This is a genomic window from Streptomyces sp. NBC_01450 (assembly GCF_036227505.1).
In the GTDB taxonomy this organism is placed as follows: domain Bacteria; phylum Actinomycetota; class Actinomycetes; order Streptomycetales; family Streptomycetaceae; genus Streptomyces.
In genome coordinates, this window is record NZ_CP109480.1 from 8,241,989 (window position 1) to 8,261,353 (window position 19,365).

General features: G+C 70.9%; 20 protein-coding genes. 10 read left to right on the forward strand and 10 right to left on the reverse strand.

What is annotated here, in order from left to right:
• The first annotated feature begins 134 nt into the window (after window positions 1-134).
• Both OG568_RS36575 and OG568_RS36580 read left to right on the forward strand, forming a co-directional pair.
• A complete protein-coding gene (locus OG568_RS36575) occupies window positions 135-995 on the forward strand; it encodes a helix-turn-helix domain-containing protein (protein WP_329534637.1) in 861 nt (286 codons plus the stop codon).
• Window positions 996-1,259: a DUF397 domain-containing protein gene (locus OG568_RS36580; protein ID WP_266415142.1), complete on the forward strand. Its 264-nt coding sequence runs from the start codon at window positions 996-998 to the stop codon at window positions 1,257-1,259.
• 238 nt (window positions 1,260-1,497) lie between these two features.
• Here OG568_RS36580 and pdxR read toward each other — a convergent pair whose 3' ends face one another.
• Window positions 1,498-2,910 (reverse strand): MocR-like pyridoxine biosynthesis transcription factor PdxR, encoded by a 1,413-nt coding sequence (gene pdxR, locus OG568_RS36585; protein WP_329534638.1) that lies wholly within the window; start codon window positions 2,908-2,910, stop codon window positions 1,498-1,500.
• Between the two features lie 47 nt (window positions 2,911-2,957).
• Between pdxR and OG568_RS36590 the strand changes: the two genes are divergently transcribed.
• Window positions 2,958-3,476 carry a carboxymuconolactone decarboxylase family protein gene (locus OG568_RS36590; RefSeq protein ID WP_329534639.1) on the forward strand — a complete coding sequence of 173 codons (519 nt, stop codon included), beginning with the start codon at window positions 2,958-2,960 and terminating at the stop codon, window positions 3,474-3,476.
• Between the two features lie 47 nt (window positions 3,477-3,523).
• On the opposite strand, the gene OG568_RS36595 is transcribed toward OG568_RS36590, so the two are convergent.
• The 3 genes from OG568_RS36595 to OG568_RS36605 form a co-directional block, all read right to left on the reverse strand.
• Window positions 3,524-5,011 carry a glutamate synthase subunit beta gene (locus OG568_RS36595; RefSeq protein ID WP_329534640.1) on the reverse strand — a complete coding sequence of 496 codons (1,488 nt, stop codon included), beginning with the start codon at window positions 5,009-5,011 and terminating at the stop codon, window positions 3,524-3,526.
• A 167-nt stretch (window positions 5,012-5,178) separates the two neighbouring features.
• The gene (locus tag OG568_RS36600; RefSeq protein WP_266415150.1) at window positions 5,179-5,658 is read right to left on the reverse strand and encodes an anthrone oxygenase family protein; all 480 of its coding nucleotides are present in this window, start codon (window positions 5,656-5,658) and stop codon (window positions 5,179-5,181) included.
• Window positions 5,659-5,826: 168 nt separating this feature from the next.
• On the reverse strand, window positions 5,827-6,522 hold the full coding sequence (locus OG568_RS36605) for a DUF2293 domain-containing protein (protein WP_266581838.1): 696 nt from the start codon (window positions 6,520-6,522) through the stop codon (window positions 5,827-5,829).
• 180 nt (window positions 6,523-6,702) lie between these two features.
• Between OG568_RS36605 and OG568_RS36610 the strand changes: the two genes are divergently transcribed.
• Window positions 6,703-7,335 (forward strand): uridine kinase, encoded by a 633-nt coding sequence (locus OG568_RS36610; RefSeq protein WP_329534641.1) that lies wholly within the window; start codon window positions 6,703-6,705, stop codon window positions 7,333-7,335.
• Between the two features lie 128 nt (window positions 7,336-7,463).
• On the forward strand, window positions 7,464-7,892 hold the full coding sequence (locus tag OG568_RS36615) for a CBS domain-containing protein (protein ID WP_101405766.1): 429 nt from the start codon (window positions 7,464-7,466) through the stop codon (window positions 7,890-7,892).
• A gap of 85 nt (window positions 7,893-7,977) precedes the next feature.
• Here OG568_RS36615 and corA read toward each other — a convergent pair whose 3' ends face one another.
• Entirely contained in the window at window positions 7,978-9,105 is a 1,128-nt protein-coding gene (gene corA / locus OG568_RS36620) for a magnesium/cobalt transporter CorA (protein WP_329369422.1), read from the reverse strand.
• Window positions 9,106-9,365: 260 nt separating this feature from the next.
• On the opposite strand from corA, the gene OG568_RS36625 reads away from it, so the two are divergent.
• On the forward strand, window positions 9,366-10,157 hold the full coding sequence (locus OG568_RS36625; protein ID WP_329534642.1) for a methyltransferase domain-containing protein: 792 nt from the start codon (window positions 9,366-9,368) through the stop codon (window positions 10,155-10,157).
• A 5-nt stretch (window positions 10,158-10,162) separates the two neighbouring features.
• Here OG568_RS36625 and OG568_RS36630 read toward each other — a convergent pair whose 3' ends face one another.
• Together OG568_RS36630 and OG568_RS36635 are read right to left on the reverse strand one after the other, a co-directional pair.
• On the reverse strand, window positions 10,163-11,059 hold the full coding sequence (locus OG568_RS36630; protein WP_329536558.1) for a carbohydrate kinase family protein: 897 nt from the start codon (window positions 11,057-11,059) through the stop codon (window positions 10,163-10,165).
• Window positions 11,060-11,169: 110 nt separating this feature from the next.
• Entirely contained in the window at window positions 11,170-12,075 is a 906-nt protein-coding gene (locus OG568_RS36635) for a pseudouridine-5'-phosphate glycosidase (protein WP_266581830.1), read from the reverse strand.
• Between the two features lie 97 nt (window positions 12,076-12,172).
• Here OG568_RS36635 and OG568_RS36640 point away from each other — a divergent pair, with 97 nt between their 5' ends.
• Together OG568_RS36640 and OG568_RS36645 are read left to right on the forward strand one after the other, a co-directional pair.
• Window positions 12,173-12,601 (forward strand): VOC family protein, encoded by a 429-nt coding sequence (locus OG568_RS36640; RefSeq protein WP_329534643.1) that lies wholly within the window; start codon window positions 12,173-12,175, stop codon window positions 12,599-12,601.
• 48 nt (window positions 12,602-12,649) lie between these two features.
• Window positions 12,650-13,012 carry a cupin domain-containing protein gene (locus tag OG568_RS36645; protein WP_329369429.1) on the forward strand — a complete coding sequence of 121 codons (363 nt, stop codon included), beginning with the start codon at window positions 12,650-12,652 and terminating at the stop codon, window positions 13,010-13,012.
• Window positions 13,013-13,044: 32 nt separating this feature from the next.
• Here OG568_RS36645 and OG568_RS36650 read toward each other — a convergent pair whose 3' ends face one another.
• The 3 genes from OG568_RS36650 to OG568_RS36660 form a co-directional block, all read right to left on the reverse strand.
• Entirely contained in the window at window positions 13,045-14,313 is a 1,269-nt protein-coding gene (locus OG568_RS36650) for an MFS transporter (protein ID WP_329374019.1), read from the reverse strand.
• Window positions 14,314-14,418: 105 nt separating this feature from the next.
• Window positions 14,419-14,973, reverse strand: coding sequence for a methylated-DNA--[protein]-cysteine S-methyltransferase (locus OG568_RS36655; protein ID WP_329534644.1), 555 nt, complete (start codon window positions 14,971-14,973; stop codon window positions 14,419-14,421).
• Window positions 14,974-15,065: 92 nt separating this feature from the next.
• Entirely contained in the window at window positions 15,066-15,941 is an 876-nt protein-coding gene (locus tag OG568_RS36660; RefSeq protein ID WP_266415170.1) for a glycerophosphodiester phosphodiesterase, read from the reverse strand.
• A 278-nt stretch (window positions 15,942-16,219) separates the two neighbouring features.
• Between OG568_RS36660 and OG568_RS36665 the strand changes: the two genes are divergently transcribed.
• Together OG568_RS36665 and uvrB are read left to right on the forward strand one after the other, a co-directional pair.
• Complete coding sequence (locus OG568_RS36665; RefSeq protein WP_329534645.1) at window positions 16,220-17,086, forward strand: MHYT domain-containing protein; 867 nt, start codon at window positions 16,220-16,222, stop codon at window positions 17,084-17,086.
• A 40-nt stretch (window positions 17,087-17,126) separates the two neighbouring features.
• Window positions 17,127-19,256: an excinuclease ABC subunit UvrB gene (uvrB, locus tag OG568_RS36670; RefSeq protein WP_329534646.1), complete on the forward strand. Its 2,130-nt coding sequence runs from the start codon at window positions 17,127-17,129 to the stop codon at window positions 19,254-19,256.
• Window positions 19,257-19,365: the final 109 nt, after the last annotated feature.

The following is a 19,365-nucleotide window of genomic DNA, read 5'->3' on the forward strand; positions in this document are numbered from 1 at the left end:
GCCGAGCGGCGCCAGTTGGGATCGTCGAAGGAGACGAAGAGGACCCCGGACGGCGCCGTCCGGTCTGTCAGGACGCAGTACCTGTTCAGAACCGTTCAGAGCGGCGTCTGTTCGGGACTCAGTGGAGGTGGGACGTGAGCGAACCGCGATCCGCGCCGACGGTCGGCCAGGTCGTCCTCGGCCGGCGCCTACTCGACTTGCGTGAACGCGCGGGTCTCAAGCGCGAGGAGGCGGCACGCGTCCTGCGTGTCGCGCCCGCCACGGTCCGCCGGATGGAGATGGCGGAGGTCGCCCTCAAAATCCCGTACCTCCAGCTCCTGTTGAAGTCGTACGGAGTGTCGGACGACGAGGCCGAGGCCTTCGTCCAACTGGCCGAGGAGGCCAACCGGCCCGGCTGGTGGCAGCGCTTCCACGACATCCTGCCGGGCTGGTTCTCGATGTACGTCAGCCTGGAGGGAGCGGCCACCCTCGTCCGTTCGTACGAACCCCACTTCGTGCCCGGAATCCTGCAGACCGAGGAGTACGCCCGTGGTGTCCTGAAGTCGGGCGCCATCGGCCAGACCAGACCCGAGGACATCGAGCGCCATGTGGCGCTGCGCATGCAACGCCAGAATCTGCTCACTCGTGAGGGCGCACCCAGGATCTGGGCCGTGATGGACGAGACGGCCCTGCGCCGCCCCGTCGGCGGTCCCGAGGTGATGCGCGCCCAGATCGACAAGCTGATCGAGGCCACGAAACTCTCCAACGTGACGCTCCAGGTCGTCCCGTTCTCCACGGGGCCGCACTCCGGCACGTACGGGCCTTTCGTGCTGTTTCGCTTTGCCATGCCGGAACTCCCAGACATGGTCTACAGCGAGTACCTGACCGGCGCCGTCTATCTGGACGAGCGTACCGAGGTGGCGACGCACCTCGAGGTCATGGACCGCATGGCGGCTCAGGCCGCTACGGCACATCGCACGAAGGAGATCCTCCGGGATTTCCGCAAGGAGCTGTGAATGGACAACATCAAACAGCGGATACGCCATGAGCGGATCTACAACGGGATGCCCGCCCGCGAACTGGGCAGCGAGGGCTGGCACAAGCCGTGGAGCGGAGGCAACGGCGGCAACTGCCTGGAGGCGATGAAACTCGCGGACGGGCGCATCGCCGTCCGCCAGTCGGCCGACCCGGACGGGCCCGCGCTGATCTACACACCCGGCGAGATGACCGCGTTCATCCAGGGCGCCAAGGAGGGGGTGGCGGACTTCCTCCTCTCCTGACCGACCTGAACCATCGTGACTCTTGAATGCCGTTGAACTGCCTGAACTGCCTGAATCACCTGTGCTACCTGAACGGTCCGAACTCCCTGAACTCCCTGAACTCCCTTAAAAATGGTGCTGATTTGATGACTCTCCGCGACAGAAGACCCTAGGACCACCACAGCACGACTCCCGCACACAGTGCGCGAACACCGGCCCCGACGCCCCGCCGACGCGGGGATTCGGGGCCTCCCGCCGTTCAAGGGCCCGGCGGCAGCGCCCCGCACAACGCCTCCAACGCCGCCCCGTACGCATGCTCCGAGGGCGTCGCGTAGCCCACCACCAGTCCGTCCGGCGCGGACATCGTCGCCTCCGGATGCCGGAACTCGGCGAGCCCGTCGAGCGCCACACCCTGCCAGATCGCGGCCTTGACGGCCGACCGCTCGGCCCCGGGCGGCAGCCGCAGCACCGCGTGCAGCCCGGCCGCGATCCCGGTCACCTCGACATGCGGCGCCCGCTCGGCGAGCGCCGCGACGAGCCGGTCACGCCGACCGCGGTACCGCTGCCGCATCCGGCGCACATGACGGTCGTACGACCCGGAGGCGAGGAAGTCCGCGAGCGTCAGCTGCTCCAGGACGCCGGCCCACGCCTCCCGTTCGCCCTTGACGGAGAGGACGGCGTCGACGTACCGCCCCGGAAGGACCATCCAGCCGAGCCGCAGCGCGGGCGACAGACTCTTGCTGACCGAACCGATGTGAACGACCCGCTCCGGGTCCAGTCCCTGCAAGGCGCCGACGGGCTTGCGGTCGTAGCGGAACTCGCCGTCGTAGTCGTCCTCCAGGATCACGCCCCCACGCGCGCGTGCCCAGTCGACGACGGCGGCCCGCCGCCGCGCGTGCAGCGGGCCACCGGTGGGGAACTGGTGCGCGGGCGTGAGCAGGACCGCCCGCTCCCGGCCCAACTCGCCCACCTGGGCGCCGTCCTCGTCCAGCGGCAGCGGCACGGTCCGCACGGACGCGGCGGCCAGCAGCTCACGGTGGAAACCGAGACCGTAGGACTCCACGGCCAGCGGCCCGCGCAGAACGCCCGGAAAGAGCAGCCGCAGGGCGTGCGCGAAGCCCGAGCAGATCACGATCCGTCCCGGCTCGGTGCGCACGCCACGTGCGCGTGCCAGGTACTCGGCGAGGGCCTCGCGCAGCTCGACACGGCCCGCGGGATCGCCCGGCCCGAAGGCCTCGTTGGGCGCCTGCTGGAGCGCCCGCCGGTACGAGGCGAGCCAGGCGGTCCGCGGGAACGACGACGCGTCCGGTGTGCCCTGCCGCAGATCGTGCCGGGGCCCACGCGCGCGTGGCGGCGCCTTCTTCGGTACGCGCTCGGGGACACCCGGCGGTTCGGCGCGCGCGGCGACCCGGGTGCCCGAGCCCTGCCGGGCGGTCAGCCAGCCCTCGGCGACGAGTTCGGCGTACGCGTCGGCGACCGTGTTGCGTGCCACGCCCAGGTCGGCGGCGAGTGAGCGGTAGGGCGGCAACCGGGTGCCCGGGGCGAGCCTGCCGCCGCGTACGGCCTCGCGCAGTGCCCGGATCAGCGCGGCCCGCCGCCCGCCCGGCCCGGACAGCTCCAGATGCAGGTCGGCGCCGATCCGCTCCGCAGAATTGACCCATGATTCCGCCATGGAAATGCACCCTACAGCCGGTCTTTGGAGCTCGTAGATTCATGGGCATGACGACGAACACGAACACGACGAGCACGGCGAACGCGACGACCACGGTGAACGCGACGAGCACCGTTCCCACCCGCCTCGACTTCGCGAAGTCCGCCCCGAAGGTGTTCCGCGCCCTCGTCGGCTTCGACGCGGCGGCCCGCGACGGACTCGACCCCGCCCTCGTCGAACTGATCCAGATCCGCGCCTCCCACCTCAACCACTGCGCGTACTGCCTCCACATGCACACCAACGACGCCCGCAAGGCCGGCGAGAGCGAGGACCGGCTGCACATGGTCGCGGTGTGGCGCGAGGCCCGGCACTTCTTCACCGAGAAGGAGCGCGCGGCCCTGGCCCTCACGGAGGCGGTCACACGCGTCGCCGACGGAGGCGTGCCCGACGACGTCTACGCGGAGGCCTCCGCCCACTTCGACGACGAGGAACTGGCTCACGTCCTGGCGCTCATCCTCACGATCAACACATGGAACCGGGTCGCGCTGTCCACGGCGAAGGTGGCGGGCACGGACGGGCGCCGCTGACCCGCCCGGCTCCGCCGGCCCGTGCCCCCGCACCGGCCGGCGGAGCCCTACGCGGTCATCGGGCGGTCGTACGGTCCGATCGGCGTCGGCAACTGCGACGTCCCGGCCAGGGCGCGGTCCACCGAGGCCGCCACCGCCCGCCCCTCGGCGATGGCCCACACGATGAGGGACTGCCCGCGCGCCGCGTCCCCGGCGACGTACACCTTGGGCACGTTGGTCGAGAAGTCGATGCCACGGGTGATCGTGCCGCGGGCGTCGAGGGCCAGGCCGAGCTGGTCGATCAGCCCGTCGCGGCGGTCGGGCCCCGAGAAGCCGAGCGCGAGCAGTACGAGGTCGGCGGGGAGCGTCCGCCCGGAACCGGGGACGGGGCGGCGCCGCTCGTCGACCTCGACCAGGTGCAGAGAGCGCACATGCCCCTGCGCGTCCCCGGTGAAGCGGAGCGTGGACGCCGCGAAGAGCCGCGCGTCCGCGTCCGCCGCGGGCGCCGTCTCCAGGTCACGGGCCTCCTCGTGCGCGGCCGAGAGCCGGTAGATCTTGGGGTAGGTCGGCCACGGCTCGACGTCCTCGTCGCGCTCGGCCTCCGGCTGCGCATAGATGTCGAGCTGGGTCACGGACGCGGCGCCCTCGCGCACGGCGGTCCCCAGACAGTCGGCGCCCGTGTCACCACCGCCGACGATGACCACATGCTTCCCGGCCGCGGACAGGGGCGAGACCTCCAGATCCCCCTCGCACACCCGGTCGGCCAGCGGCAGATACTCCATCGCCTGATGAATCCCGGCCAACTCCCGCCCCGGAACGTCCAGTTCCCGCCAGGCCGTGGCGCCCACCGCGAGCACCACCGCGTCGTAGCGCGCCCGCAGCTCGGCCGCCCCGAGGTCCCGGCCGACCGCCGTGGACGTCCGGAACTTCGTGCCCTCCGCCCGCATCTGCTCCAGCCGCCGGTCCAGATGCCGCTTCTCCATCTTGAACGCGGGGATCCCGTACCGCAGCAGCCCACCGATCCGGTCGGCCCGCTCGTACACGGCCACGGTGTGCCCGGCCCGGGTCAGCTGCTGCGCCGCGGCGAGCCCCGCGGGCCCCGACCCGATCACCGCGACCGTCCGGCCGGAGAGCCGGTCCGGTGGGCGTGGTGGCGTGAATCCGTCCTCCCAGGCGCGGTCGGCGATGGCGACCTCGACGTTCTTGATGGTCACCGCGGGCTGGTTGATCGCGAGGACACAGCCCGCCTCGCAGGGCGCGGGGCACAACCGGCCGGTGAACTCGGGGAAGTTGTTCGTCGCGTGCAGCCGGTCGCTCGCCGCCCGCCAGTCCTCGCGTGAGACGAGGTCGTTCCACTCGGGAATCAGATTGCCCAACGGGCAGGCGTCGTGACAGAACGGGATGCCGCAGTCCATACAGCGGTCGGCCTGCCTGCTGATGATCGGCAACAGCGCACCGGGGACGTACACCTCGTTCCAGTCCCGCACCCGTTCCTCGACGGGCCGACGGGGATACTCCTCACGCGGAGTGGTCATGAATCCCTTGGGATCGGCCATGGCCGTCTCCCTCACCTACGCGTACCGGTACGGGACCGCGCGACCATCGAGCCTCTTCGGCCCACGGCCTTCGGCGGCACTCCTTTCCCGCCACGATACGTCGCCTCCTGGGGCCCTGCCGCTCAGCTGAGGGCCTCGAACGCGGGTGACGGCCGGCCTCGGGCGCCTCAGGTGAGGGCCAGCGTGTACGAGAGCGCCGCGGCGGCCGACGCGACCGCGCGGATGTGGTTCCACCTCGTCCACTCGCGCACGTACGAACGCCAGTACACGGCGGCCTCCGGCGTGCCCGGGTCCATCTTCAGCAGCGCGTCGTTGCGCGGGACGTTCGCGACGACCGTCACCCCGAACGTCCCGAACAGATACAGCGCGCTGCCCAGCAACAGCTCCACCGTCCCCTCGTCGGGCAGCAGCACGAAGGTGACCACGGCGAGCACGGCACACAGCCCCGCCGACCCGACGAACACGAGCATGAACGGCGGGCGCACCGCGGCCACGTTGATCGCGTTCATCGCCGCCACGCCCTGCGCGGGCGGCAACTCGGCGAGCCCTCGCATCACGAACGTCGAGAACCCGCAGAACACCCCGGCCACCAGCCCGCAGCCGAGCACCCCCAGGACGGTCAGCACGAAATACGGTCCATCGATCATGACAACTCCCCGTCGCTCCCCGAAGCCAAAGATCCTGCACGGCGCCCACCGTCACCACAAGTGAAATCGCGTACTGCCGCAGTGACCATGGCCGAAGGGCGCGGGGGCATGCGCGCGCGTCCGGAACCGGGTGGTGCGGGGGAGCGGTCGCACCGCTCCACGGCGGGGTCACGCGCCCGCCGTGAGCTCGTCGCGCCACCCCTGGAGCCGCGCCTCGACGGCGGCCGCGATCCGCCGACGCGCCTCGTGCCGCGGCACACCACTCATCAGCAACTGGTCGTACGGAGTGTCCGTGTGCCGTACGGCGGCACGGACCGCCGCCGTCACCGCCGCCTCGGACAGCGCACGGCCCGCGGCGCTGCGCCCCACCCGCCCGCTCCCGCGCACCGAGGCGTGCGCGGCGACCGCGTGCGCCCGGTCGGCGGGACACCCGGGAAACAGCCGGCGTATCTCCCGCGCGAACACCTCCGTGAACCGCAGATCCTCCGCCTCCCGCCGCCGCGCGTCCCGTGCGCGGCGCCGCCGTCGCGCCTCCGCGTCCGCCAGACACCGCTCCTCGGCTCTGGCGAGCGCCGCCTCCTCGACGAGGACGCCCTGCCGCTCGTAGCGGCTCCGCCGTCGGTTGAAGCGCACCACCACCGCAGACAGCGCGCCGCCCTCCCGCGACCGGCGCGTCAGCGCGGTGTCGCCCCGCGGCAGGAACACCAGGTGCCCCAGGTCCGCGCAGTCCAGACACCGCGGCTCCCCCTCCTCCAGCACCAGCAGTGCCAGCGGCCCGCTCCGGCACTCGGCACAGCGCCGCTTCTTGAGCGGCTGGATGACGAGAAGTCCGCTACGAGGCGGGGGAGTTGCGATCGGTGCCATGAGTGGTTCATTCCCCCGCCCGGGGCGGCCTGCTACGCGATGCCGCCCCCTTCTCGATGCCGCCGCCTCCTCGATCCCCCGCCCCCCCGTCCCCGCCCCCCGTGCCGCGCGCGTCTTGCGCACCGCCTCGCCGCCCGCCACGCCCACGGGAACGATTCGTGGTCGCGGCATCATGGGCCTGTGCGACTCGAAGCGATCACCTGGGAACGGCTCGGCGACCTCCTCGCCGAGCGCCTGCTCGACCTGAAGCCGGACGACGGCAGTCCGTGGCCGCGGATCGCCTTCGACGGAGCCCCCGCCGCCCGGCCCGGCGACCTCGCGCGCCGCGTCGGTGAGGCACTGCGCATACGCGGCCGGTCCTCGCTCGTCGTCGGCACGGAGGGCTTCCTGCGCCCCGCGTCGCTCCGGTTCGAATACGGTCACAAGGACGCCGAGGCGTACTACAACGGCTGGGCCGACACCGGCGCCCTGTGGCGCGAGGTCTTCGGTCCGCTCGACCCGGGCGGTGACGGCCGCGTCCTGCCCGACCTCTGGGACCCGGTCACCGACCGCGCCACCCGCAACCCCTATGTCCAGCTCCCGCCCGGCGGGCTGCTGCTGCTCCACGGCCCCTTCCTGCTACGGCACTGGTTCCCGTTCGACCTGAGCGTCCACGTCCTCCTCTCCCCGGGCGCCTTTCGCCGCCGAACTCCGGAACCCGAACACTGGACCCTGCCCGCCTTCGAGCGCTACGAGACCGAAGTCGACCCGGGCGCCACGGCCGACGTCCTGGTCCGCGCCGACGATCCACGCCACCCGGCGTGGAACGGCTGAGCGCCGGCCACGCAAGCACATTCGGGACTTCCGGGTGCGCGTCCCTGGGGACACGGCAAGAATGAAGGGCGCCGGGACTAGCGGTGTGTTCCGCGCCGCGCCGGCCGTCCGGCACCGGGAGGTACTTCATGACCACCGCCGGAGACATCATGCACCGTGGCGCCCAGTGGATCCCCGCCCACGAGACCCTGGACCGCGCCGCCCAGCTGATGCGCGAGCTCAACGTGGGCGCGCTGCCCATCAGCGACGAGAACGAACGGCTCTGCGGCATCCTCACCGACCGCGACATCGTCGTCGGCTGTGTCGCCATGGGCCACGACCCTGCCCGGGTCACCGCGGGCGAGATGGCCCAGGGCACCCCGCGCTGGATCGAGTCGGGTGCCGACGTCGGCGAGGTGCTCCAGGAGATGAAGGGGCACCAGATCCGCCGGCTTCCCGTGATCGAGAACAAGCGCCTCGTCGGCATGATCAGCGAGGCCGACCTGGCCCAACACCTGACGGACGAACAGCTCGCCGCGTGGGTCGAGAGCGTCTACGCGAGGAGCGCGCTGCGCTGACCGCGCGGACTCTCCCGACCGGCAGGACCATGAGCACGCACTCCCGCCCGGCCGGCCGTGCCGGGCGAGGGGCGGCTCACCGCTCTCACAGCCAGCCGTTGCGCCGGAACCCCCGGTACAGGACGAGGCAGGCGAGGGTGATCACGCCGATGACTATGGGGTAGCCGAACCGCCAGTGCAGTTCCGGCATGTGGTCGAAGTTCATGCCATAGACCCCACAGACCATCGTCGGCACGGCGATGACCGCCGCCCATGCCGTGATCTTCCGCATGTCCTCGTTCTGCGCCACCGTCACCTGCGCGAGGTGTGCCTGCAGGATCGAGTTGAGCAGTTCGTCGAACGCGGCGACCTGCTCGGTGACCCGCAGCAGATGGTCGGAGACGTCCCGGAAGTACGCCTGTATCTCCGGGGCGACCACCCGTATCGGCCGGGTGGCGAGCTCCTGGAGGGGGCGGGCGAGCGGCATCACCGCCCGCTTCAGTTCGAGGAGTTCGCGCTTGAGCTGGTAGATGCGGCCCGCGTCCGCCCGCGCGCCGTTCTCGGCGAACACGTCGGCCTCGACATGGTCGATGTCCTCCTGGACCGAGTCCGTGACATGCACGTAGTCGTCGACCACATGGTCCGCGATCGCGTGCAGCACCGCGGCCGGGCCCTTGGCGAGCTGACGGGTGTCGGCCTCCAACTCCTCGCGCAGCGGCCCCAGCGACCCGTGCCGTCCGTGTCGCACGGTGATGACGAAGTCGGACCCGACGAAGACCATGATCTCGCCGGTGTTCACCACCTCGCTGGTCGCCGTCAACTCCTTGTGCTCGACGTAGCAGACCGTTTTGAACACCGCGAACAGTGTGTCGCCGTACCGCTCCAGCTTCGGGCGCTGATGGGCCTCCACCGCGTCCTCGACGGCCAGCGGGTGCAGGTCGAAGAGGTCGGCGATGCCGGCGAACTCCTGGTCCGTCGGCTCGTGCAGCCCGAGCCAGACGAAGCCCTCGTCGCTCTTGCGGATCCGCTCCACGGTCTCGACGAGATCGCGGCCGGCCGGGACCCTGGCGCCGTCCTGGTACGCCACGCAGTTCACCACCGCCGTGCCCAGCGGGGACCGCGCGGGGTGACTCAGGTCGACACGGGTACGCCGCCGGGCCAGCCGCGCCACCTTCCGCAGGCCGCCGACCTTGCCGAGGCTCGTGACCTTCCGCAGATTCCCTGCCATGGACATCCGGATCTCCTTGCGTGGATCTCCCCGCGCCGCGCTTTGCGCCCTGGCGTGCAAGTCTGCCAGTCCTTCGCGGCCGTCGGGAAAGCCTGTGGGAACGGAACGTTCCACTTCGTTTCAGGGGTGCCGGGCGGCATCGGACCGGATCGGGCAGGGTTCCTGTCCGAGTGTCAGAGGCGGGCGGCGCCCGCGGTGACGCACGGGTGGGGAGAACGGGAGCGTCGGCGATTCCGGACAAGCGGGTCAACTGGGATGATCGCTGTATGACGCAAACCGACGGCTATCTCCTCGACAACCGGCAGACCGAGGCGGGAAAGCGCTTCGACGCCTTCGCCACTCTCTTCGACCCCACGACCTTCCGGCACATCGAGCGCTTCGGCATCGGGTCCGGCTGGCGCTGCTGGGAGGTCGGGGCGGGCGGCACATCCGTGGTGTCCTGGCTCGCCAAGAAGGTCGGCCCGACCGGGCGGGTCGTGGCGACCGACATCGACACGTCGTGGGCGGCCTCGGCGGCCCGCCCACCGGTCGAGATCCAGGTGCACGACGTGGCCGCCGAGGAGCCGCCGGGGGAGGGCTTCGACCTCGTGCACGCACGGCTCGTGCTGGTCCATGTGCCGGACCGGGAGCGGGCGTTGCGGTCGATGATCAAGGCGCTGCGGCCCGGCGGGCGGCTGCTCCTCGAGGACGCCGACCCCGCGCTGCAGCCCCTGCTCTGCCCCGACGAGCACGGCCCCGACCAACAGCTCGCGAACCGGCTCAGGCACGGCTTCCGCAAGCTGCTCTCCGAGCGCGGCGCCGACCTCTCCTACGGCCGCAAACTCCCGCGCCTGCTGCGGGAGGCGGGACTGCGCGAGGTTGAGGCCGACGCGTACTTCCCCGTCACCTCGACGGCCTGCGCCGACCTCGAGGCGGCGACGATCCGTCAGATCCGCGACCAGCTCGTCACCGCGGGACTCGCCACCAACGAGGACGTCGACCGCCATCTGGTGAACGTGGCCTCCGGCTCGATGGATCTGGCGACCGCGCCGATGATCTCGGCCTGGGGACGCAAGTAGCGCCGCTACCGGGCCCTCGCCCCCGCGGGCCTGCCCCCGACCCGTTCCACCGCCCTCGCCCCCGCCCGGCACCCTTCCGCCGCCGCTGCCTCGGGCTCGGCGCCCGCGAGAAGAGCGGCGAGGAACGCTCCGGTGAAGGCGTCACCGGCGCCCGTGGTGTCGCGGGGGTTCGCGGGCACCGCCGGGACGTGGGCCCGTACGGCGCCCGAGCGGGCCACCAGGGCCCCGTCGGGGCCCTGCTTCGCGACGACCAGGGGGACGTGGCGGCTCAACTTGGCCGCCGCGTCCGCCGGATCGGGCAGGCCCGTCAGCAGGACCGCCTCGTCGCGACTGGGCAGCAGCAGGTCGACGCCCTCGGCGAGCGCGAGGAAGCGGTCCACGCCGAGTTCCGTGAGGAACCCCGCCGACGCGGGGTCCAGGCTGACGGGTACCCCACGCGCGCGTGCCGACTCCAGAGCCACCGACACCAGCGCCCGGCTCGGATCGGAGAAGAACAGATAGCCCGACAGATGCAGCCGCGCGACACCGTCGAGCAGCGCGGGCGACCAGTCGTCGGGGCCGAGCCGCAGGGAGGCCCCGCTGTCGGTGAGGAACGTCCGCTCGGCCGAGGCGCCCTGGTCCACCAGACAGATCACCGTCCCCGTCGGCGCCTGCGGATCGACGACAAGGAGGGGGCGTACGCCGCAGGCCTCCAGCTCGCGCTCGTGCCAAGCGACGTCGTCCGCTCCCACCCGGCCCAGCAGCCGCACCTCCGCGCATCCCCAATGCGCGGCCCAGCACGCGACGTTGGCGCCGGCCCCGCCCGGCAGGGTCCGGATCGCGGCAGCCGTGTCGGTGCCCGCCGCGAGCGGCCCGCGATGCCGGGCGACGATGTCCGTGACCACGTCACCGACGACGAGCAGCGCTCCCGCCGCGGGGCCCGAGCCTCGCCCGGCGCCGTCCCGGTCCGGACCATCGTCGCGGTCCGCCCGGCTCGGGCCCCGGCCCGGACCACCCTCGCGATCCGTCCCGTTCACGCCCCGGCCCAGGCCGCCGCGATCCGTCCCGCGAGTCGAACGTTGCCGCGTACCGCCGCCAGATTGGCGCTCAGCGACGCGCCGTCGGTGTGCCGCACCAGATAGTCCAGCAGGAACGGCGTCACGGCCTGCCCGCTCACGCCCTCCGCCTCGCACGCCCGCAACGCCTCGGCGAGCACGCGCGCGTGGAGCGCGGGATCGAGCTGCTCCTCTTCGGGGACCGGGTTCGCCACGATGAGCGCCGATTCCGGGCCCTCCAGTGCGTCCTGCGCGCGCATGACGTCCGCCACCTGCCCGGGGGAGTCCAGCGTCCAGTCCACGGGATGTCCCGAGTCGGACAGATAGAAGCCGGGAAAGTGACCGGTGCCGTACCCGGCCACCGCGACGCCCAGCGTCTCCAGGCGCTGCAACGTCGCCGGCACGTCCAGGATCGACTTGACGCCCGCACACACCACCGTGATCCGGGTGCGCGCCAGCAGGCCCAGGTCCGCCGACTCGTCCTGCGTCACCGTCCACTCGCGGTGCACCCCGCCCAGGCCGCCCGTCGCGAACACGCGGACGCCCGCGAGGGCGGCCAGCAGCGCCGTCGCGGACACGGTCGTCGCACCGCTCGCGCCCGCCGCCACCGCGAGCGGCAGATCGCGGTGCCCCAGCTTGCGGATCCCGTCCTCGTTGGCGACCCGCTCGAGCTGCTCCTTGTCCAGCCCGACATGCGGCCGTCCGTCCAGCACGGCGATCGTCGCCGGTACGGCACCCTCCTGCCGTACGACGTCCTCCAGCTCCAGCGCGACCTGCAGATTGCGTGGGCGGGGCAGCCCGTGCGCGATGATCGTCGACTCCAGGGCCACCACCGGCCGGCGCGCGCCGAGCGCCTCCCGCACCTCTTCGGACACCACGATCACGCGCCTGCCTCCTGTCTGTCGCCTCTCCTCATCTCTGGCGGGCGGCGCGCCCGGTCAAACCCTTGCGACCTGCGGCGTACGGCACCAGCCTGGGGGCATGACGGACAACTCGGCACGTCTTGACCATGTCGTTCTCTGGGTGCGCGATCCGGTCGCCTCGGCCGACTTCTACGCGAAGACGGTCGGTCTCGAACCAGTGAGGGTCGGCGAATACGCGCAGGGGAAAGCGCCGTTCCCCTCCGTGCGCCTCAATGAAGAGACCATTTTCGATCTCATGGCCCTCCCCATGACGGCTTACATGAACATGATCCCGGGAGCCGCGGACAGCGCGGGGCACCCGGTCAACCACGTGTGCCTGTCCCTCCAGGAAGCCGATTTCGACGCGCTGCACACACGTCTGGAGGAACGGTCCGTCCCCCTCTCGGGCTTCTCGTACGACTCGTTCGGCGCCCGTGGCATGGCCAAGCGCAGCTTCTACTTCCAGGACCCGGACGGAAACGTCTTCGAGGCACGCCACTACGAGTAGACCGCGCGCGGGAGAAATCGAACGCGAATGCCTTTAAGGTGACCGCTCATGACCCCGAACACGCAGGCCACCCCGTCCTTCGCCGTGCACATCCCCGATGCCGAGCTGGAACCCGAGCCCCTGGACCCGGCCCAGATCGTCTCCGGCGACCCGGTGGTGACCGGCAAGGTGCTGTGGGAGTCGGCCGACGGCAAGCAACTGCGCGGCATCTGGCAGATCACGCCCGGCGTGGTGACGGACACCGAGGCCGACGAACTCTTCGTCGTCGTCAGTGGCCGCGCCACGATCGAGGTCGAGGGCGGTGACGTGATCGAGGTGGGCCCGGGCGACGCGGCCGTGCTGCGCGAGGGCGACCGTACGACGTGGACCGTGCACGAGACGCTCCGCAAGGCCTACCACATCAGTCTCTGAAGCCCCTATCAGCCTCTGAAGCCCCTCGGCTCTCAGCGGCGGCGTCGGCTCCGTGTGAACAGCGCGAGCCCGCCCAGCGGCACCAGCAGGCACGCGGCGAGCAGGTTGAGCCATCCGTAGCTCGCCTGCGCGACGACGAGACCGGCGCTCGCCCCACCGACACCGGCCGCCGTGTTCATGGTCAGGTCGGACACCCCCTGGGCGGCGGCCCGCGCGGCCTGGGGCACCGAGTCCGTCAGAAGCGCCGAGCCGGACACGAGCCCGGACGACCAGCCGAGGCCCAGCACGAAGAGCCCCGCCGCGATCTGCCCGTGGCTGCCGCCCGCCGTGCCCGCCAGGAGCGCCGCGCAGGCCAGCAGGCCCACGGCGAGGGCGATCCCGGAGAGCCGCCCGAACCGGTCCGAGAGACGCCCCATGAGGGGCGAGAACGCGTACATGCCCGCGATGTGGCCACTGATCACCAGTCCGATCAGATCGATACTCGCCCCGTGGTGTCCGAGGTCGACGGGGGTCATCGACATGATCGAGACCATCGCGGTGTGCGAGACGGCCACCGTCACGAGCGCCAGCCGGGCCCGCGGCGAGGCGGCGACGGCGGCGAAACCGGCCCGGATGGAACGCGCCTGGGCCGACTGTTCCTCGACGGGCGCCAGTGCCCGGGCGGTCAGCAGGGGATCAGGACGCAGCAGTACGGCCACCAGCAGCGCGGACAGGAGAAAGACCCCGGCCGCCCACAGGAACGGCCCCGCGGCCGCGGGTATCCCGAGCCCGGAGACGCTGCGTCCGGCGGGCGCGGCGATGTTGGGTCCCAGCACCGCTCCGATCGTGGTCGCCCACACCACGTTCGAGATGGCCCGGGCACGCCGCTGCGGCTCGGCCAGATCGGCGGCCGCGAACCGCGCCTGGAGGTTCGCCGACGAGGCCGCACCGAAGCCCGCCATGCCCAGCAGCAACAGCGGAAAGCTCCCCACGCACGCGGCGACCACGACGACGCCCGCTCCCGACGCGCCGATGAGGTACGCCAGCACCAGGCCCGGTCGGCGTCCTCGCGCGGTCATCAGCGCGGCCAGCGGCACGGAGAGCACCGCCGTTCCGCTGACCGTGGCGGTGGGTGCGAGCCCGGAGAGCGACTCGGTGCCGCTGACCTGCTTGGCCAGCACTGTGGCGAGCGCGATGCCGGTGGCGACACCGAGCCCGCCGAGGATCTGACCGGCGATGAGCACGGCGGTGATACGGCGCCGCAGCGCCGGTATCTGCTCGGCGTCCACGGGCACGGCGAGCCGCCGCTCGACGGAGGTCACGGCGAACACTCGTACGCGCTGGAATCGGCTCGGGTCACCGGCGCAGTTTCCAGCCCGCGCCCCCACCTGGACAAGGGATCAGGGACCCTCGATCGCCCCCGCCCGTCAGAACAACGGCTCCGGGAGCACCCCTTCCAACGCCAGCAGCTTCCGCTTGGTCTCCAGGCCGCCCCCGAACCCCCCGATGCCGCCGTCGCTCTCCACCACCCGGTGGCACGGCACGACGACCGGCAGCGGGTTCGAGCCCATGGCCACGCCCACGGCCTGCGCCGCTCCCGGCTGGCCGACCCGCCGGGCCAGGTCGCCGTAGCCCGCGACCGCCCCGTACGGAACTCCCGCGGCCAGCTCGCGCAGCACCTGACGGTTGAACCCGGAGATCAGCGACCAGTCCAGCGGCAGCTCGAAGTCCCGCCGCTCGCCCGCGAAGTACGCCGCGACCTGACGCATCGACTCGGCCAGGAGCGGGGAGTCGGGCGCCTCGACCGGCTCGGTGCCCAGCCGCGCGGCGAGCCGCTCGAGTGCCTTGTCACGCACCGCCTCCGTGGCGTGGAAGACCACGTTCACCAGGCCGTCCGGTGTCGCCGCCAGCAGCAGCGGACCGATGTCCGTGCCGACGACGGCCCACACGACCCGCCGCTCGTCCTGCCCATCGCTGTTCATGCGACCCACCGTACGATCCGCCACTGACAACGCCCGCGGCACGGGCGCCGCCCGGCGTCCGCACCACGGGCGCGAGGCCCGCCAAGGCCCGTTCAGCTCTGTTGCAGAGCGATCCGCATCACATCGGGCTTGTTCGTGATCACGCCGTCCACGCCGTAGCCCGCCAGGCGCCGTGCGGTGTCGGCGTCGTCGATGGTCCAGGCGAAGACCTCCATCGGCCTGCGGTGCGGTCCCACGAACGTGTGGACCGCGGAGACGTAGCCGGACGACAGGGAGGTGTGGTCCGGGTTGATCAGGTCGGCGAACCGCGCGTACTCGTGCAGGCGCGCGACCGAGGGCTTGCCCAGGAAGGCCGTGGTGATTCCGGGACGCAGCTCGTGGACCGTCCGCACGCTCCGCTCGCTGAAGCTCTGGACGACCAGCCGGTGCCTGAGATGGTCCGGATCGAGCCAGCCTTCGTTGCTCAGGACCTTGAGGGTCTGCCGCTCGATACCCGGATAGAGCTCGGGGTTCTTGATCTCCAGCACGAGCTTCTGGTGATTGTGCGAGACGCGGTTCATGTACTGCTTCAGCGTCGGCACACGTGTGCCCGCGTACCGGGGACCGAACCAGCTCCCCGCGTCCAGGCGCGCGATCTCCGCGGCGGTGAAGTCCTTGACCTTCCATGGCGCGCGGTGGGGGTAGACCCTCTCGACGTCGGTCGTACGCGCCAGGCTCGCGTCGTGGAGCACGACGAGCTCGCCGTCCTTGGTGCGCTGGACGTCGTTCTCGACCCAGCTGAATCCCATCGCGGCGGCCTTGTCGATGGAGGCGAGGGTGTTCTCGGGCGCGTAGGCGGACGCACCGCGGTGCGAGACGACCACCGGAGTCCTGCGCAGGGAGCCGGCCTGTGCGTGGGAGGTGGGCAGTATCAGGACGGTTCCCCCGAGAAACGCGGCGGTCGTGGCGGCGGCAACGCGCGCGTGCATACGTACTCCTCAGGTCGAGCGATCACAGACAGCTCAAGAGTGACAGCAGAGAGTCAACGACGGAGGGGTGCGGATGGACGCGGATCGAATGGGGCTGACCAAGTCCGCTCACTGACATCACACAGGTGCGGCGAGGTCGTGATTCTTTGCCGGAAAATCGTTCGACCATTCAGGTGAGGGTCATACTCTCTGCCTCGACCCTGGCCGTTGTCGCGGCATCAAGGGTGGGGGCATTTCCGGGAATTTCGCGTGTAAAAGGGCGGGAAGGACAGCCGCGCATGCAGGGCACGGTCGACGGCTTCAGTTACGGACTCGTCACACCGCTGGTGGCGTACTTCATGGCCTGCCTGGGCGGAGCGCTCGGCCTGCGCTGCACCACCAGATCGATGCTCGTCGCCCACTCCTGGCGGGCGGGCTGGCTGGCGCTCGGCTCGGTGGCGATCGCCTCGGGCATATGGACCATGCATTTCATCGCCATGATGGGGTTCTCGGTGAGCGAGACCCCGGTCCACTACGACAAGCCGACGACGTTCGCGAGCCTCGGCGTGGCCGTCGTGATGGTCGGCATCGGGATCTTCATCGTGGGTTACCGGGGCGCCACCGGAACGGCGCTGTTCACCGGGGGCACCATCACCGGTCTGGGAATCGCCTCGATGCACTATCTCGGTATGGCCGGCATGCGCCTGAACGGGAACCTCGAGTACAACACCCTCACCGTGTCCGCCTCGGTGGTCATAGCCGTCGTCGCCGCCACCACCGCTCTGTGGGCGGCGGGGCAGGTCCGGGGATTCCTCTGGAGCGTGGGCGCCAGTCTCGTCATGGGGCTCGCCGTCACCGGTATGCACTACACGGGCATGGCGGCCCTCAGCGTCCATCTCCACGGCGCGTCCAGCAGCCCCGGCGGCGACTCGGCCGCCACGCTGCTCGCGCCCATGATGATCGGCCCGCTGGCCTTCCTCTGCCTGGCGGGGGTCGTCGTGATGTTCGACCCGCTGATGGTCATGGGCAAACCCGACTGGACGCCCACGCAGCAGCGGCCCGGCGTCCCGGCCCACTCCACGGCCCCGTACGGCGGCCGCCGCCCCCTGCCGCGCACCGGCCGGGACCGCGGCCACCGCAGCTCCCGCACCCCCCAGAACTGGTGATCAGGGTCGGTTGTCAGTGCGGGGTCGTACGGTGGAACCCATGCGGCCCGTATCAAAGATCGAACGTTCGGTGGCGCCCTTCGAGGTCGTCAGCCCCTACCAGCCGAGCGGTGACCAGCCGGCGGCCATCGCCGACCTGGAAAAGCGCATCCGCGCGGGTGAGAAGGACGTCGTCCTGCTGGGCGCGACCGGCACCGGCAAGTCCGCCACCACCGCGTGGATGATCGAGAAGCTCCAGCGCCCCACGCTCGTGATGGCACCGAACAAGACACTGGCCGCCCAGCTGGCCAACGAGTTCCGCGAGCTGCTGCCGAACAACGCGGTCGAGTACTTCGTCTCGTACTACGACTACTACCAGCCCGAGGCCTACGTCCCGCAGTCGGACACCTACATCGAGAAGGACTCCTCGATCAACGAGGAGGTCGAGCGCCTGCGCCACTCCGCGACCAACTCGCTGCTCACCCGCCGCGACGTCGTGGTGGTCGCCTCGGTCTCCTGCATCTACGGCCTCGGCACGCCGCAGGAGTACGTCGACCGGATGGTCAGCCTCAAGGTCGGCGACGAGATCGACCGCGACGACCTGCTGCGCCGCTTCGTCGACATCCAGTACACGCGCAACGACGTGGCGTTCGCCCGCGGCACCTTCCGCGTCCGCGGCGACACCATCGAGATCTTCCCGGTCTACGAGGAGCTCGCCGTCCGCATCGAGATGTTCGGCGACGAGATCGAGGCACTGTCCACGCTGCACCCGCTCACCGGCGAGGTCATCAGCGACGACAACCAGGTCTACGTCTTCCCGGCGTCCCACTACATCGCGGGTCCCGAGCGCCTGGAGCGCGCCGCCAACGACATCGAGAAGGAGCTGGGGGAGCGCCTCGCCGAACTGGAGAAGCAGAGCAAGCTCCTGGAGGCCCAGCGCCTGCGCATGCGCACCACCTACGACCTCGAGATGCTCCGCCAGATCGGCTCCTGCTCCGGCGTCGAGAACTACTCGATGCACTTCGACGGCCGCGAACCCGGCTCCCCGCCGAACACGCTGATCGACTACTTCCCGGACGACTTCCTGCTCGTCATCGACGAGTCGCACGTCACGGTCCCGCAGATCGGTGCCATGTACGAGGGCGACGCCTCCCGCAAGCGCACCCTCGTCGACCACGGATTCCGACTGCCCTCCGCCCTGGACAACCGCCCCCTGAAGTGGGAGGAGTTCCAGGAGCGCATCGGCCAGACCGTCTATCTGTCGGCGACTCCGGGCAAGTACGAGCTCTCCCGTGGGGACGGCTTCGTCGAGCAGATCATCCGCCCCACCGGCCTGATCGACCCCGAGGTCGTCGTCAAGCCCACCGAGGGCCAGATCGACGACCTGGTGCACGAGATCCGCAAGCGCACCGAGAAGGACGAGCGCGTCCTGGTCACCACGCTCACCAAGAAGATGGCCGAGGACCTCACCGACTACTTCCTGGAACTCGGCATCCAGGTGCGCTATCTGCACAGCGACGTCGACACCCTGCGCCGCGTCGAGCTGCTGCGCGAGCTGCGCGCCGGCGAGTTCGACGTCCTGGTCGGCATCAACCTGCTGCGTGAGGGCCTCGACCTGCCGGAGGTCTCCCTGGTGTCGATCCTCGACGCCGACAAGGAGGGCTTCCTGCGCTCGGGCACCTCGCTGATCCAGACCATCGGCCGCGCGGCGCGCAATGTCTCCGGCCAGGTCCACATGTACGCCGACCGAATTACCCCGGCGATGGAGAAGGCCATCGAGGAGACCAACCGCCGCCGGGAGAAGCAGGTCGCGTACAACGAGGAGAGGGGCATCGACCCGCAGCCCCTCCGCAAGAAGATCAACGACATCGTGGCGCAGATCGCCCGCGAGGACGTCGACACGGAGCAGCTGCTCGGCTCCGGATACCGCAAGGGCAAGGACGGCAAGGGAGCCAAGGCCCCCGTGCCCTCGCTCGGCGGCAAGGCGGCCAGGTCCGCCAAGGGCAAGGCCAAGGAGACGGTGCCGACCGACCGCCCCGCGGCCGAACTCACCGAGCAGATCGAGGAGATGACGGAGCGGATGCGGGCGGCCGCGGCCGACCTCCAGTTCGAGATCGCGGCGCGGCTGCGTGACGAGGTCTCGGAGATGAAGAAGGAGCTGCGCCAGATGAAGGAGGCGGGCCTGGCCTGAGGCCCCCATGGACCATGCCGGACCTCGGCGGATACGCACTGTGTTGCAACACCGACACAAAGCGCGCCCTAGGGTTCGGCACGGTCGGCGGCGCTGCGTAGGGTTCTGG

Excerpts from the sequence above, each read along its gene's own strand:
- uvrB (WP_329534646.1), top strand. The coding sequence starts at position 17,127 with ATGCGGCCCGTATCAAAGATCGAACGTTCGGTGGCGCCCTTCGAGGTC.
- OG568_RS36665 (WP_329534645.1), top strand. The coding sequence starts at position 16,220 with ATGCAGGGCACGGTCGACGGCTTCAGTTACGGACTCGTCACACCGCTG.
- OG568_RS36600 (WP_266415150.1), bottom strand. The coding sequence starts at position 5,658 with ATGATCGATGGACCGTATTTCGTGCTGACCGTCCTGGGGGTGCTCGGC.
- OG568_RS36605 (WP_266581838.1), bottom strand. The coding sequence starts at position 6,522 with ATGGCACCGATCGCAACTCCCCCGCCTCGTAGCGGACTTCTCGTCATC.
- OG568_RS36645 (WP_329369429.1), top strand. The coding sequence starts at position 12,650 with ATGACCCCGAACACGCAGGCCACCCCGTCCTTCGCCGTGCACATCCCC.
- OG568_RS36595 (WP_329534640.1), bottom strand. The coding sequence starts at position 5,011 with ATGGCCGATCCCAAGGGATTCATGACCACTCCGCGTGAGGAGTATCCC.
- pdxR (WP_329534638.1), bottom strand. The coding sequence starts at position 2,910 with ATGGCGGAATCATGGGTCAATTCTGCGGAGCGGATCGGCGCCGACCTG.
- OG568_RS36625 (WP_329534642.1), top strand. The coding sequence starts at position 9,366 with ATGACGCAAACCGACGGCTATCTCCTCGACAACCGGCAGACCGAGGCG.
- OG568_RS36640 (WP_329534643.1), top strand. The coding sequence starts at position 12,173 with ATGACGGACAACTCGGCACGTCTTGACCATGTCGTTCTCTGGGTGCGC.
- corA (WP_329369422.1), bottom strand. The coding sequence starts at position 9,105 with ATGTCCATGGCAGGGAATCTGCGGAAGGTCACGAGCCTCGGCAAGGTC.
- OG568_RS36660 (WP_266415170.1), bottom strand. The coding sequence starts at position 15,941 with ATGCACGCGCGCGTTGCCGCCGCCACGACCGCCGCGTTTCTCGGGGGA.
- OG568_RS36615 (WP_101405766.1), top strand. The coding sequence starts at position 7,464 with ATGACCACCGCCGGAGACATCATGCACCGTGGCGCCCAGTGGATCCCC.
- OG568_RS36655 (WP_329534644.1), bottom strand. The coding sequence starts at position 14,973 with ATGAACAGCGATGGGCAGGACGAGCGGCGGGTCGTGTGGGCCGTCGTC.
- OG568_RS36580 (WP_266415142.1), top strand. The coding sequence starts at position 996 with ATGGACAACATCAAACAGCGGATACGCCATGAGCGGATCTACAACGGG.
- OG568_RS36590 (WP_329534639.1), top strand. The coding sequence starts at position 2,958 with ATGACGACGAACACGAACACGACGAGCACGGCGAACGCGACGACCACG.